The following is a 13,718-nucleotide window of genomic DNA, read 5'->3' as shown; positions in this document are numbered from 1 at the left end:
AAGTCTATGTCGGAGAGCTTGGCCTTGTGTACCTATTTCTTTCGCCCGTCTTTCCCCTTCGCCCCGCAGGAGGAGCGTCAAGCAGGCTATCGTCTAATCCAGCATCTCGCTGTCGAAGATGTGCTCGCGCTGCAAATAGTGACGGAGCGGCACGTAGTCGGCTTCAGTCCAAAAATCCGGCTGCTTGACAAGCTCGGCCGCATCGTCTCTTGCCTGTTCCATCACTTCGAAGTCGGTCACCATGTCGGCGAGACGGAAGTCCGGCACCCCGCTCTGCTTCGTACCGAAAAAATCTCCCGGCCCCCGCAATTCGAGGTCACGGCGCGCAATCTCGAAGCCGTCGTTCGTATCCGTCATCGCCTTCAGCCGTTCCTTGCCGACTTCGTTCTTCGGATCGGCAATCAGCACGCAGTACGATTGATGTTCGCCCCGTCCGACCCGGCCCCGCAGCTGGTGAAGCTGCGATAATCCGAACCGGTCGGCGTCATAGACGACCATCAGCGTTGCGTTAGGCACATCCACGCCGACCTCAATAACCGTCGTCGAGACCAGTACGTGAAGCCGGCCTTGGCTGAACTCGCGCATCACATCGTCCTTCTCCGCCGGGGCCATCCGTCCGTGCAGCAGCCCGACTTTGTACTCCGGAAAAGCAAATTGAAGCTGCGCGTGCACGTCAATCGCGTTCTGCACGTCGAGCTTCTCGGATTCTTCGATCAGCGGGCAGATGACATACGCCTGCCGCCCTTCCGCCACCTCGCGGCGAATAAAGCCAAGGACGCGCTCCAGCATATTGTGCGTGACCGCGTAGGTCTGAATCGGCTTGCGTCCTTTAGGCAGCTCCCGCAGCGTCGAGACGTCCATATCGCCAAAAGCGGTAATCGCGAGCGTCCGCGGAATCGGCGTCGCCGTCATCGTGAGCACGTCCGGATTCATCCCTTTACGGCGCAAAATGCTGCGCTGCTGTACGCCGAAGCGATGCTGCTCGTCCGTAACGACGAGTCCGAGCCGGCGGAAAAACACATCCTCTTGAATGAGCGCATGCGTGCCGATAACGATGTCGATCATCCCCATCTGCAGCGAGCCGAGCACGTCCCGGCGCTGCCGCTCCGTCAAGCTGCCCGTCAGCAGCGCCGTCTGAATGCCGTACGGCTCGAATAAGCGGTCGAGCGAGCGCTTGTGCTGCTCCGCAAGAATTTCCGTCGGCACCATCAGCGCGCCTTGATAACCGGCCTTGACGACGGCAAAAAGCGCCACCGCCGCGACGACGGTTTTTCCCGCGCCCACATCGCCCTGCAGAAGGCGGTTCATGCAGAAAGGCTCCTGTAGATCATGAAGAATTTCAGCCAGCACGTTTTTCTGGGAAGCCGTCAGCGTGAACGGCAGCGCGCGTACAAACGCGCGGACAGCCGGCAAATCTACAGGGTGCGCGACCCCGTCCGCCCGCTCGTGATTCAGCGTGCGGTACGCCTGCATCTTGAGCTGGAACAAAAACAGCTCCTCATACACCATCCGGCGTCTCGCCCGTTGTCCCTGCTCCATACTGCCCGGCAGATGCAGCAGAGCGACCGCCTGCTTGCGAGGCAGCAGATTGTACTTGCGCAGCAGCTTGCCCGGAAGCACCTCGGGAATGAGGTCGCCGAATTGCAGCAGCGCTTGCTTCGTCGTTTGCCGGAACCATTTTTGTGTGATCGATCCCGTCACTGAATAAACCGGCTGCAGCGTGCCGGTCTGCGACGTGCCGCGGCCCGGGAACTCTACCTCCGTCACGGTCAAGTGCAGCCGCTTCTGGTCCCATTTTCCGGTCAAGACGATATCCGTACCGGCTGTCAGCTTATCCTTCAAAAAATGCCGATTGAACCAGACGGCCGTAATGAAGAGCGGGTCGACTACGATTTTGCAGGTCATGCGCGATTTGGTACGCCCGTACATTTGCACCTGGGGAACCCCTGCGACCGTGCCCTGCACCGTAATCCGGTCTCCGTCCTTCACCTGCGTCAAATCGCGAAGCGTGTAATCCTCGTAGCGGAAAGGATAATAATCGAGGAGCTCTCCAACGCTCGAGATGCCGAGCGCAAGCAGCTCCTCGGGCTTCTTGCCTTTGACGCCGGACACCTTCGTGACCGGAAGCGAATAAAGATCCAAGGTCATATCAGACCGGTATGCCAAAAGCCGCTACGGTTCCGGGTCCGACATGCGCTCCGATGACGGGCCCGATATGCGTGTATTGCACGCTTTTTACATCAAAATGCTGCTTCAGCAGCGAGAAAAATTCCTCCGCCGTCTCGCGGCCGGTCGTATAACCCATGATCAATTCGATCGGCTTGCCGGCAAAATCCTTCTGCAGCAGCTCGACGATCCGGTTCATCGCTTTCTTCTGTCCGCGAACCTTATCGACGGAGTACACGACTCCGTCATCGTTGACCGACAGGATCGGCTTAATATTAAGCAAGGAGCCGAAGAGCGCCGCAGCCTTGCCAATCCGTCCGCCCTTATGCAAATACTCGAGCGTATCCACCAAAAAATAGAGCCCGATGTTTTGGCGCAACGACGCAATCCGTTCCAAAATTTCCGACTTGCTCTTCCCCTGCTTTGCCGCCTCCGCGGCAGCTACGACGAGGATGCCGATGCCACAGGAAGCCGTACGGCTGTCCACCACCTCGATATCCGCCTTCTCGTCGATCATTGATTTCGCCACGAGGGCGGACTGGTAAGTGCCGCTCATCTGCGATGACAAATGAATCGAGATGATCGAGTCGGCGCCTTCGTCCGCCAGCCTCTCGTATACTTGGATGAAATCAGCCGGCGACGGCTGGGATGTGGTCGGAAACATACCGGACGAGGCCAGCTTGTCATAAAATTGCTCCGGACCCATATCAACCCCGTCGCGAAATGCCTCCGAGCCGAACAATACTTTAAGCGGCACCATCTCAATGCCGAGCCGCTCCCGCAGGTCGGCCGGAATATCCGCCGTGCTGTCCGTTACAATACGAACCTGGCTCAATAGCCTCCCTCAATTCTTTGCAAAATTTTTGATCTATAAGACATAGCGTCGAAATCGAATCGTTTACTCCGCAGAAATAATGTAGTAATAGAGCGGCTGTCCGCCGTCCTGCACTTCCACTTCCACCTCTTGATACGATTGTTCGACATACCCGACAAGCTCCTCGGTCTGCTCCTGCACCGCATCCGCTCCGGTATACAGGGTCACGATCTCCGCACCCGTATCCAGCATGGAGTCAATCAGCTTTTTGCAGGAATCGACGAGGTCCGGAGCCGAGGAAACGATGCGGCCGTTGTGAATGCCGATATAGTCGCCCTCTTTAATATCGATCCCGTCCATTTGCGTGTCGCGTACGGCATGGGTGATTTGACCGGCCTGTACCTGCTGCAGCGCCTGCTGCATTTCGTCGATGTTTTCTTCGGGAGCCGCCTCCTCCTGGAAGGCAATTACAGCGGCAATGCCTTGCGGAATCGACTTGCTGGGAATAACGACAACCTGCTTATCCTCCACAAGCTCCACGGCCTGCTGAGCAGCCAGGATGATGTTCGAATTGTTCGGAAGCACGAACACGGTTCTCGCTTCGACCTCGTTGACGGCGCGCACGATATCTTCGGTACTCGGATTCATGGTTTGCCCGCCGTGCAGAATCCGGTCGACGCCCAAGCTGCCGAAAATACCGGAGATACCTTCCCCCGTGGATACGGCGACAAAGCCATACGGCTTGAGCTCGCGAGACGGATCGTTCTCTGCCGGGACGGACGGTTGGCCCATTTCGAGCTCCTTCGCCGCGTCCAGCAAATGCGTCGCCTTGGCCAATGCCGCGACCGCGCCGGACGGTCCGGCCTCCTCCATTAGAAGATGCGTATGCTGGTCGCGCATATTTTCGATCTTGATCCGGCTGAGATCTCCGTAGTTCTGGGCCAGATTCATAACGCTGCCCGGGAATTCAGCATGGATATGCACTTTGACCAGATCGTCGTCGGCCACGACAAGCAGGGAATCGCCGAAGGCGGACAGCTCCTCGCGGAACAGAGCATCGTCAAACTTGCGGTCGTTCAGCTTGCCCGGGTTCAGCGTCACCATAAACTCTGTGCAGTACCCGAACTCGATATCCTCCGTCGCCAGCTTCGCCTGAACGCGTTCATGGCCGGTAAAATCAAGCGGCGGCGCCGCGGGTTCAAGCGTCTCCTCCAGCGGCTGCACCGCGCCAAAAGCGACGTACGGCATATCGGCCGGCTCCTCCAGCGGCGCTTCCTCCATGTCTAAAACGGACACAAAGCCCTCGTAGATATACACGAGCCCCTGCCCGCCGGAATCGACGACGCCCACCTGCTTCAGTACGGGAAGCATGTCCGGCGTTTTAGCCAATGCCTCTTTCGCTTTATCCAGCAGTTCCGCGATCACGACAGCGACATCCGGCTGCCGCTTGGCGGTCTGTACGCCCTGCCGAGCCGCTTCCTTGGCTACGGTCAGAATCGTACCTTCCACGGGCTTGACGACAGCTTTGTAGGCCATATCCACGCCGTTCTGAAACGCCGCGGCCACCTGCTGGGCGTTGGCCGAAGGCAGGTCGGATACGGCTTTGGCGAAACCACGGAACAACTGTGACAGAATCACGCCCGAGTTGCCGCGGGCGCCCATCAGCAAGCCTTTAGCAAGCGCTTCCGCTGCTTTACCCAAGTGGTCCGACGAACGGCGGCGAAGCTCTTCCACCCCAGAAGTCAAGGTTAAATTCATATTGGTGCCCGTATCGCCGTCCGGTACCGGAAAGACGTTAAGCGCATTGACCCGTTCCGCGTTCGTCGTCAGCCTATGCGCTCCCGCTTCTACCATTCGGATGAAATCTTGTCCATTCATTTCTTTCAAGCGCTTACTCAAAAAGACCGTTCCCCTTTCGCTATAACCCTGTCGGCGATCCATAACATGTTTCGGCCACAACCGCTGTCATCACAGGTCTCATTCCGCAATCCTCACGCCTTGAACAAAAATGTTCACGGTCGCCACTTGCAGGCCCGCCACTTCCCCGAGCATGTATTTGACTTTGCTCTGCACGTTATGCGCAACGACCGAAATTTTCGTGCCATAGCTGACGACGATATATAAATCAATGGTCAGGACATCCTGCTCGTCACGGTGAACCTCGACTCCCCGGCGCAAATTGTCCCGGCGCAGCAGTTCGGCAATACCGTCCTTGAATTGATTGCGCGAAGCCATCCCGACAAGTCCGTAGCAGTCGAGCGCCGCCGAACCCGCAAGTACGGCGATTACTTCGTCCGTAACGTAGATTTTTCCATATTCTGAAGCCAGTTCGATTGTCATCTCCATACAGCTCCTTCGATTCCATAATTAGCATGGACTACGAATCATTGTACTATATTCGCCGCAAGAAATAAATAAAACTCGGGCTGCAGGGGAAGAAAACGAAGAAGCTGCGTTGACGGCGTTTAGGCCGCTGTGATATGATGTTTAAGTGTGTTTTTGAAGCGTGTATGCTTTAAGGAGGTGTAATCAATGTCCCGCAAATGTTTTATCACAGGTAAAGGCCCGGGTACCGGCAACCATGTATCCCATGCGAACAACAAAGCGAAACGCACTTGGGGTGTCAACGTTCAAAAGGTTCGCATTCTGGTCGACGGCAAACCGAAACGCGTTTGGGTGAGCACGAAAGCTCTGAAATCCGGAAAAGTAACTCGCGTGTAATCTGCGTCCGCAGACAAAAAGCACCTGGCTCAGGTGCTTTTTTTAGTTGATAAGCATGACTTCGCATCAACCTTGATAAACGCGCTTGTCTTGCAAAGACAAGGACGGCTGAGCCGTTGATTTCGGGTGTAGCGCCTGCCCTAGCCTGGCAGCCGGCGCCTAAGCATGGACGAGCGTATCTTCAGTTTTTGCTAAATGTGTTAAGTACGGCTTTCACAAACCCACCCAAAAACTTCGGAAGCTTGATAGTGTAAAATTTCATTTTGCACCCTCCCTCCAGACTTTGCGCAGCAAAGTCAGCATCGCTTGGCTTTGCGACGCAAAGCCGACCTCGAGCCATGCGCGCAGTAAACCACCTCGTTAAAAGTATATTCCGCTAATCCCCAAAACGTGCCATGCAAATTCCGGGCACCGAAAAAACAAAAAAGGCTACAAAAGCCGGAAGCCGTACTTTTGTAACCATATGTATGCGAACCCCGGGCCGGTTATGCACGTCCAGGTTCTGTCTTTTTTCTCAAACCGCAGCCTGCTGCTGCATTGCCAAATACAACGCGTAGAACACCGTATAAATAAAGTAGAATAAGATCGTGGTCAAGACGAAGGCAATGCGCAGGCCGCGCGTCTCGTATCGCTTAAAAAACTGGATACCGACGTATAAAGCCCCCAGCGAAAAGGCAAACTTCACCACGCCGTCGATAATGGAAAACACAAACAGCAGGGCGGCGCATAGTAAACAGAAGAAAAAAATTTGAAGCGCCCGCATTTACCGGCCGCTCCCGGCTTCCCGGATCGCGCGGATCGCCTCGGCGCGGTCCGGCCGGTTGAACACCGCGTTACCGGCAACGAGCACATTGGCGCCCGCTTCGGCAACGAGCTTGGCCGTCTCGGTATTGACTCCGCCGTCGACCTCGATGTCCACGTGCTGAAGCCCGTGCTCGTCCAGCATACGGCGCAGTCCGGCGATTTTGGGCAGCACCGCGGAGATAAACTTTTGCCCGCCGAAGCCGGGGTTAACCGTCATCAGCAGCACGTAGTCGAGCAGTCCTTCCTCAAGCACATACTCCAGAGCATGGAGCGAAGTGGCCGGATTCAGCACGACACCCGCTTTGACGCCCTGCTCCTTAATATAATGAAGTGTCCGGTGCAGATGGACGCATGCCTCGGCGTGAACCGAAATGAGGTCTGCGCCTGCCTGAACGAACGAGGCAATGTAGCGATCCGGCTGCTCGATCATCAGATGCACGTCGAGCGGTAATTTCGTTATCGGACGGATCGCCTCCACGACTAGCGGTCCAATTGTAATATTCGGCACGAAATGTCCATCCATCACGTCGACGTGAATCCAATCGGCCCCGCCGCGCTCAACGTCGGCAATTTCTTCGCCCAGCTTGGCAAAGTTCGCGGATAAGATCGAAGGAGCGATACGCAGCATCTCAGTACCTCCTTTTTTTGTCTTTGATCTCGTTCAAAAATTGAATGTAATGGTCGTACCGCGATGCGGCGATATGGCCCGCTTCTTTGGCCTCCTGAACCTTGCAGCCCGGTTCGTGCAGATGTAAGCAGCCGCGGAAGCGGCACGCTGCGGCATAAGGGGCGAATTCCCGAAAAGCCCCGCTAAGCCCCTCCGCATCCACCTGCAAAAAATCGAGCTGGCTAAAGCCCGGCGTATCGGCGATAAGTCCGCCGTTCTGCAGCCGGATCAGCTCGACGTGGCGCGTCGTATGTTTCCCCCGGCCAAGCTTCATGCTGATTTCGTTCGTTTCGAGCGACAGCCCCGGCACCATGGCGTTAAGCAGCGAGGACTTCCCGACGCCGGACTGCCCCGCAACTACCCCGATGCGGCCCGCAAGCCGGTCGTTAACCTCGCTCACGCCTATGCCTTCCTTGGCGCTTGTCACAAGCATCGGGTAGCCGATCGACTCGTAGAGCCGGATCACCAGCGCCAATTCCCCGGAAACGGCGTCAGGCGAGCTTCCTTCGGACAAGAGATCATGCTTGGTCAAGCAGATCAGCGTATCGAGCCCGGCGCTTTCCGTATGTACGAGAAACTTGTCCAGCAGCGGCAAATTAAGTGCTGGCTCGGTCACCGAGAACACCAGTACAGCCAAATCGATATTCGCCACCGGCGGCCGGATCAGCTCGGAGGAGCGGGGAAGAATTTCGTCCACCGTTCCTTCCCCGTTCTCCGTCAGCCCGTAGACCACACGGTCGCCGACGAGCGGCGAAATGCCGCGCTTTTTGAAAATGCCCCGCGCCCGGCATTGCACCGCTTCGGTCGTCTGCTCGTCGTCGGCAAGCACGTAATAATATCCGCTTAGCGCCTTCACGATTAACCCGGTTGGCATTATGGATTCGTGCCTCCTGTACCTGTCGTAGTTCCGGCCGGAGCCGTTGCTGCGCCTCCGTTCTGTCCGGTCGGCGGCGGCGTCGTTCCGCCGCTTCCCTGCTGCGCCGGCTTGCCACTCGCGCCGCCCGTGCCGGAAGCCGGAGTCGCCGGCGGCTCGGTCTTCCCGCCGCCATTCGTCCCAGTGCCTGCATTCGACGACGTACCGGTACCGTTCGACTGAGTCTTGCCACCTTTTTGATCTTGATAATCCTTATAGGTGATCGTTATCGAATCGTTCTGAATGTTATCCCCGCGAATCTGGATGGTCGCATCTTTATCCGGCGAGACGACCAGCTTCACCTCAAGTGTTTCCGTTTTGGTCACGTTCGTAAGCTTCTGGTATTCCGAATTTTCGACCGCCGCATCGCTCAGAATGACTTTAGCCGTACCCGCCTGCCCTTCCTTGGTCGGCTTAATTTGCACCGGTACGGTCATCTGTCCCGCTTCTGGAGGAAGGCCCGAGCTGACGGTCAGCGTAATTTCCGTACCCGGCGTTACGTCGTCGTCCGGCTCGAACGGAAATTGCTTCGTCACACGACCCTTGCTCTGCTTGTAGCTCGGCTGGCGGACAATCCCGTCCTTGGAAAGCTTCAGATTTTTTTCGCTAAGGATCGTTTTGGCTTCGTTTTCCGTTTTGCCGATCAAGTTCGGCATTTTGAACGTTTCCCGACCTTTGCTAACGGTCAGCTCGACCTTAACATCGTCCGGCGACGTGTACTCCTCATTCACCGCAGGCTTTTGAGACGTCACCGTTTCCGGCTCGGCCTCCAGAAACTGTTGAACAATCTTGATGTTTTCCAGCTTAAAACCAAGGGAGGTCAGCTTCGTTTTGGCATCTGCCAGCTTCAGCTTGGTAACGTCGGGCATTTTTTTACTTTCGGGCCCTTCGCTGACAGTCAGCTTGATCGTCGTGCCCGCATTAACCTGCATATTCGACTGGCTCTGCCGGATGACGATATCTTTCGGTTTGACCTCATCCTTCTGGCTCTCCACTTCCACTCGGAGCTTGTTGTCCTCTAATATTTTCTTGGCTTCGGCCAGCGGCTTATCCACCACATTCGGAATATCAACCCGCTGCACCGCCAATTTCTGCTGCACGTACTGCACCGCGTACCACATGCCGCCAACAAGCGCCATGAGCACCACAAACCAGACCAACGGCTTGACCCAGCCCTTTTGCTTCTTCTCGGGCGGTGCCGTTTCCTTCACGCGTGGCTGCGGATCGTCCTCATCCTCCACAACGGCGTATTGTCCCGGCCGCAGCGCAGGCATAACCCGCGTCTTTTCCTCATCCAGCTCATCGTCGTCCAAAAAGTTGACTTTCGGCTCGTTGCGGCGGTGCGGCAGCAGGCACGACTCAAGATCGCTCAGCATGTCTTTGGCCGAACGGTACCGCTCGGACGTGCTTTTGCGCATCGCGCGCAGAATGATGTTTTCCACGCTTTGCGGGATGAGCGGATTCACCTTGCGGGGCTCTTCGACATCCTCCTGCAAATGCTTCAAGGCTACGCTGATCGGACTTTCGCCGAGAAACGGTAGCCGGCCCGTCAGCATCTGGTACATAACAATCCCGAGAGAGTACAAGTCCGATTGCTCGCCGGTCGGCGTCCCTTTAGCATGCTCGGGCGAAAAATAATGAACCGAGCCGACGACGGAGCCAGTCTGCGTAATCGTGGAAGAAGTGACGGCGCGAGCGATCCCGAAGTCGGTCACTTTGACGCGGCCGTTTTTGCCGATCAATATGTTGTGCGGCTTAATATCGCGATGGATGATTTGATTATGATGCGCGTGATCGAGGGCGTCGCAAATCTGGCTCGCAATATGAACGGCTTCCTCCACCTGCAGCGGAGCCTTTTCCTTAATCTGCTCGTTCAAGGTCGTTCCCTCGACGTACTCCATTACGATGTAATGGATGTCTTCCTCTTGGCCGACGTCGTATATGCTGACCACGTTCGGATGCGACAAGGAGGCTGCGGCTTGCGCTTCGCGGCGAAAACGCTGAATGAATTCTTCGTCGTGTACGTACTGCTGGCGCAGCACCTTCACGGCGACATGCCGATGCAATAAAATATCGAGTCCTTTGTATACGATGGCCATTCCGCCGCCGCCGACGCGTCCCAAAATCTCGTAGCGTCCTCCAAGCTGCTTACCGATCATTCCTTCCTCACCCCGCTTCTCCGTCGTCATGTACCGCCGAATCCGGCCCGTTCTCGATCAGCAACACCGTTACGTTGTCGTCGCCCCCGGCATCCAGCGCAGCCTGGACCAACCGATCCACCTTACGCTCCAAACCGTCCGTTTCCGTCACGGCTTGGAGCATTTGGCCAGGTTCAACCAAGCTGCTTAGTCCGTCGCTGCACAGCAGCAGCAAGTCTCCGGGGCCCCAGCCGATTTCCTGCACATCCACCTCGATCGTCGGCTCGGTCCCGAGCGCCCGCGTCAGAACGTTGCGCCGCGGATGGTGGCTCGCTTCCTCGCGGGTGATCTGGCCGCTTTTGACCAGCTCGTTCACGAGCGAATGATCTTCCGTTAACTGCTCGATCTGCCCGTCGCGAATCAGGTAGACGCGGCTGTCGCCGATATGCGCAACGACAGCCCGCTCGTCGTTCGCTAGCACAGCAACGACGGTCGTCCCCATCCCGTGGTAATTTTCGCGTCCGGACGCAAATTCGAAAATGTTATCGTTGGCGGCTTCGATCGCTTCTTTCAATTTAAGCTGCCGCTCCTCGGACGACCGGTTCGGATCCAAGGACTTCACCTGCAGCGGGATAAGCTCCACCGCCATTTGACTTGCGATATCTCCGGCCTGGTGGCCTCCCATGCCGTCTGCGACAATGGCGAGGGTCCAGCCGTTCAAGCCCTCTTGAACGGCTGCGCGGTCCTCATTGACTGCCCGCACCCGGCCGATATCGGATTGATAAGCCAATCTCAGCATCGCTTGCTTCACCTCGCACCCGACTCCATATGCTTCGCCCGCAGCTGCCCGCAGGCGGCCGCGATATCGCTGCCCTGCTCCCGGCGTATGGTGGCGTTGATTTTGTTACGTTCCAGAATGCGTTGGAACGTGAAGATATCATTCCGGGGCGTACGCACAAAGTCGCGCTCGGAAACGAAATTGACCGGAATCAAGTTCACGTGCGCCATCGGAAATGCTTTTAATACTTTTGCCAGCTCCTCCGCGTGCTCAGCCTGATCGTTCACGCCACCCATCAATGCGTATTCGAACGTAATACGCCGTCCGGTTTTTGCGACGTAATATTGACAGGCTTCGATCAGCTCGGCAAACGGATACCGGCGGTTGACCGGCATCAGCTTGGAACGCAGCGTATCGTTCGGCGCATGAATCGAAATCGCTAGATTGATCTGCGTATCCTCGTCGGCAAACCGGTAAATGTTCGGAACGATGCCGCTGGTCGACACCGTAATGTGCCGCTGGCCGATATTCAGCCCCTTCGGATGGATCATTACCTTGAGAAACTTCATCACCGCGTCATAATTCTCGAACGGCTCGCCGATTCCCATGATGACGATGCTGCTGACCCGCTCCTGTGTTTCGTCCAAAAGCTGCTGCGCCTTGACCACCTGGGCGATGATCTCGCCGGAAGTCAAATTCCGCTTCAAGCCGCCGAGCGTCGAGGCGCAGAACGTACAGCCGACCCGGCAGCCGACCTGCGTCGTTACGCAGATGCTGTTCCCGTAGCTGTGCTTCATGATGACCGTTTCGATGGCATTCTCGTCGCTAAGCTCGAACAAAAACTTGACGGTCCCGTCCTTCGAACGGTAATGCGTCACTTCCGTAAGCGTGACGAAATCGAACTGCTCCTTAAGCCGGTCCCGGAGCGGTTTCGGAAGATTCGTCATCTCGTCGAAGCTTGAAACTCTTTTCACATACAGCCAATCGAAAATTTGGCCGGCGCGAAAGCCCGCCTCTCCGTTGTCCTTGACCCACTGCTGCCAATCCTCCAGGGTAAAGTCGTAGACGTACGGCTTTTCGTTTTTCGGCTGCCATCTGCTTTCTATTTCGTTCATTGTATGCATCACAACCTGTTTAGTCTATAGTGAGGCCCTTTCGGGGACATCCGCCGAAAAGGCCACGTTTTATTTTACCACATTTTGCGGTTCTATGCTCGCTTGCGCAGCCGGGCGATAAAAAAGCCGTCCGAGCCGTAATCGTACGGCATGATCCGCACCGCAGCGAGCTCCTCGTCCAACCGGTCCTTGAGCGTCTCCGGCACTTCAGGCAGATCCGCTTCAAACGAAGGATGGCGCTCCATAAAGGCGCGGATCATGTCTTCGTTCTCGGCCTTCTCCACCGTGCACGTGCTGTACACTAGCACGCCGCCCGGCTTCAGCAGCGGATGCACCGCCTCCAGCAGCTCCCGCTGGATATCGCAGATCTCCGTCAGCTCCGCTTCGTTTTTGCTCCATTTCATGTCCGGCTTCCGGCGGATGACGCCAAGCCCCGAGCAGGGGGCGTCGAGCAGAATGCGGTCGAAGCTTTCCGGGGCAAAATGCTCCGCCAGCCGGCGCGCATCCGCCGTCAGCGTCCGAATCGATCGCAGCGCGAGGCGCTCCGCCTGCTCCTCGATGAGCTTCCGCTTATGCTCGTGCACGTCGCAAGCGACGATTTCGCCGCGGTCGCCCATCTTCTCCGCAAGGTGCGCCGTCTTGCCGCCGGGCGCGGCGCAGCAGTCCAGCACCCGCTCGCCCGGCTGCGGGTCCACCCATTCCGCGACGAGCATGGAGCTCTCGTCCTGGACCGAAAACAGGCCCGCCGCATAGTCCGGCGACAGGGCCATGTTGCCGCCGCCGCGCACGATCACGCCGGTGGGCGCAACCGCGGAGAGCTCCGCTTCGAGCCCTCCTTGCCGCAGCCGCTCGACCAGCTCGCCCGGGCCGAGCTTCAGGCCGTTTGCGCGCAGACTCACGCGCGGCGGCGTGTTGTTGGCCTCGCAGAGCCGCTCGGCCGTCCGCTCGCCGAACTCGCGGACCCAGTACCGCACCAGCCACTCCGGGTGCGACTGCGCAAGCGCGATGCGCCGCTCGGCCGGCAGCCCGGCGGGCAGAACGAGCTCGCTTTTGCTGCGGAGCACGCTGCGCAGCACGCCGTTGACCATGCCGGAGATGCCTTGATGGCCCCGCCGCTTCGCGATATTGACCGCTTCGTTGACGATCGCATGGTCCGGAATCCGATCCAAATAGTGCAGTTGGTAAAAGCTCAGCCGCAGCAGGTTACGAACCCACGCCTGCAGCTTCGCCAGCCCTTTGCTGACGAACCGCTCCAGGAAAAAGTCGATCGTGCCGAGCCGCTGCACCGTTCCGTATACGATTTCGGTCGCGAGCCCCGCGTCCGGCTTGTCCAGCTTGTACTTTTGCAGCGTCTGATTAAGCAGCAAATTGCTGTACGAACGGTCTTGCTCGATCCGCACCAGCACGTCAAGGGCCGCTTCCCTGGCTGAGCCTTGAGCCGGGCCTTTGCTTGCCCGGGAAGCATTCCCCTGACGGCTCCCCCGGGCTCCGCCCGAAGCCGCACCACTGGTCGGTTTGCCTCCTGCTCCCGCCCGCTTGGTCCGTCCGGAGGACGGTTGATTCGTTTCGCTCATAATTCCTCCGCTTTTCTTCTATCGCTCA

At 57.4% G+C, this 13,718-nt stretch carries 13 protein-coding genes; 1 reads left to right on the top strand and 12 read right to left on the bottom strand.

Annotated elements, in window-relative coordinates; translation table 11 throughout:
• Window positions 1-93: 93 nt before the first annotated feature.
• The 4 genes from recG to ET33_RS25750 form a co-directional block, all read right to left on the bottom strand.
• Complete coding sequence (recG, locus tag ET33_RS25765) at window positions 94-2,148, bottom strand: ATP-dependent DNA helicase RecG (protein ID WP_036688909.1); 2,055 nt, start codon at window positions 2,146-2,148, stop codon at window positions 94-96.
• 1 nt (window position 2,149) lies between these two features.
• Window positions 2,150-3,001, bottom strand: coding sequence for a DegV family protein (locus tag ET33_RS25760; protein ID WP_036688906.1), 852 nt, complete (start codon window positions 2,999-3,001; stop codon window positions 2,150-2,152).
• A gap of 63 nt (window positions 3,002-3,064) precedes the next feature.
• Window positions 3,065-4,858 (bottom strand): DAK2 domain-containing protein, encoded by a 1,794-nt coding sequence (locus ET33_RS25755; protein WP_407668116.1) that lies wholly within the window; start codon window positions 4,856-4,858, stop codon window positions 3,065-3,067.
• A 99-nt stretch (window positions 4,859-4,957) separates the two neighbouring features.
• Window positions 4,958-5,320 carry an Asp23/Gls24 family envelope stress response protein gene (locus tag ET33_RS25750; protein WP_036688900.1) on the bottom strand — a complete coding sequence of 121 codons (363 nt, stop codon included), beginning with the start codon at window positions 5,318-5,320 and terminating at the stop codon, window positions 4,958-4,960.
• Window positions 5,321-5,512: 192 nt separating this feature from the next.
• Here ET33_RS25750 and rpmB point away from each other — a divergent pair, with 192 nt between their 5' ends.
• On the top strand, window positions 5,513-5,701 hold the full coding sequence (gene rpmB / locus ET33_RS25745) for a 50S ribosomal protein L28 (protein ID WP_010498258.1): 189 nt from the start codon (window positions 5,513-5,515) through the stop codon (window positions 5,699-5,701).
• Between the two features lie 181 nt (window positions 5,702-5,882).
• On the opposite strand, the gene spoVM is transcribed toward rpmB, so the two are convergent.
• The 8 genes from spoVM to rsmB form a co-directional block, all read right to left on the bottom strand.
• A complete protein-coding gene (spoVM, locus tag ET33_RS25740) occupies window positions 5,883-5,963 on the bottom strand; it encodes a stage V sporulation protein SpoVM (protein WP_014652194.1) in 81 nt (26 codons plus the stop codon).
• A gap of 252 nt (window positions 5,964-6,215) precedes the next feature.
• Window positions 6,216-6,464 (bottom strand): hypothetical protein, encoded by a 249-nt coding sequence (locus tag ET33_RS25735; RefSeq protein ID WP_036688897.1) that lies wholly within the window; start codon window positions 6,462-6,464, stop codon window positions 6,216-6,218.
• Entirely contained in the window at window positions 6,465-7,133 is a 669-nt protein-coding gene (rpe, locus tag ET33_RS25730; protein ID WP_036688895.1) for a ribulose-phosphate 3-epimerase, read from the bottom strand.
• A gap of 1 nt (window position 7,134) precedes the next feature.
• Window positions 7,135-8,046 (bottom strand): ribosome small subunit-dependent GTPase A, encoded by a 912-nt coding sequence (gene rsgA, locus ET33_RS25725; RefSeq protein WP_036688892.1) that lies wholly within the window; start codon window positions 8,044-8,046, stop codon window positions 7,135-7,137.
• The gene (gene pknB, locus ET33_RS25720) at window positions 8,046-10,244 is read right to left on the bottom strand and encodes a Stk1 family PASTA domain-containing Ser/Thr kinase (protein WP_081890498.1); all 2,199 of its coding nucleotides are present in this window, start codon (window positions 10,242-10,244) and stop codon (window positions 8,046-8,048) included. The genes rsgA and pknB overlap by 1 nt, the downstream gene beginning before the upstream one ends.
• Before the next feature lie 7 nt (window positions 10,245-10,251).
• Complete coding sequence (locus tag ET33_RS25715; RefSeq protein ID WP_036689101.1) at window positions 10,252-11,022, bottom strand: Stp1/IreP family PP2C-type Ser/Thr phosphatase; 771 nt, start codon at window positions 11,020-11,022, stop codon at window positions 10,252-10,254.
• An 8-nt stretch (window positions 11,023-11,030) separates the two neighbouring features.
• Entirely contained in the window at window positions 11,031-12,116 is a 1,086-nt protein-coding gene (rlmN, locus tag ET33_RS25710; RefSeq protein ID WP_152570702.1) for a 23S rRNA (adenine(2503)-C(2))-methyltransferase RlmN, read from the bottom strand.
• 92 nt (window positions 12,117-12,208) lie between these two features.
• Entirely contained in the window at window positions 12,209-13,690 is a 1,482-nt protein-coding gene (rsmB, locus tag ET33_RS25705; protein ID WP_036688888.1) for a 16S rRNA (cytosine(967)-C(5))-methyltransferase RsmB, read from the bottom strand.
• Window positions 13,691-13,718: the final 28 nt, after the last annotated feature.

It is taken from the genome of Paenibacillus tyrphae (genome assembly GCF_000722545.1).
In the GTDB taxonomy this organism is placed as follows: Bacteria; Bacillota; Bacilli; order Paenibacillales; family NBRC-103111; genus Paenibacillus_G; species Paenibacillus_G tyrfis.
Note: the sequence above shows the minus strand (reverse complement) of the source record. Positions and strands in the feature narration are given on the sequence as shown.

Coding starts and splice junctions, on each gene's coding strand:
- recG (WP_036688909.1), bottom strand. CDS start 2,148: ATGACCTTGGATCTTTATTCGCTTCCGGTCACGAAGGTGTCCGGCGTC.
- ET33_RS25755 (WP_407668116.1), bottom strand. CDS start 4,858: ATGAATGGACAAGATTTCATCCGAATGGTAGAAGCGGGAGCGCATAGG.
- ET33_RS25750 (WP_036688900.1), bottom strand. CDS start 5,320: ATGACAATCGAACTGGCTTCAGAATATGGAAAAATCTACGTTACGGAC.
- rpmB (WP_010498258.1), top strand. CDS start 5,513: ATGTCCCGCAAATGTTTTATCACAGGTAAAGGCCCGGGTACCGGCAAC.
- spoVM (WP_014652194.1), bottom strand. CDS start 5,963: ATGAAATTTTACACTATCAAGCTTCCGAAGTTTTTGGGTGGGTTTGTG.
- ET33_RS25735 (WP_036688897.1), bottom strand. CDS start 6,464: ATGCGGGCGCTTCAAATTTTTTTCTTCTGTTTACTATGCGCCGCCCTG.
- rpe (WP_036688895.1), bottom strand. CDS start 7,133: ATGCTGCGTATCGCTCCTTCGATCTTATCCGCGAACTTTGCCAAGCTG.
- rsgA (WP_036688892.1), bottom strand. CDS start 8,046: ATGCCAACCGGGTTAATCGTGAAGGCGCTAAGCGGATATTATTACGTG.
- pknB (WP_081890498.1), bottom strand. CDS start 10,244: ATGATCGGTAAGCAGCTTGGAGGACGCTACGAGATTTTGGGACGCGTC.
- ET33_RS25715 (WP_036689101.1), bottom strand. CDS start 11,022: ATGCTGAGATTGGCTTATCAATCCGATATCGGCCGGGTGCGGGCAGTC.
- rlmN (WP_152570702.1), bottom strand. CDS start 12,116: ATGAACGAAATAGAAAGCAGATGGCAGCCGAAAAACGAAAAGCCGTAC.
- rsmB (WP_036688888.1), bottom strand. CDS start 13,690: ATGAGCGAAACGAATCAACCGTCCTCCGGACGGACCAAGCGGGCGGGA.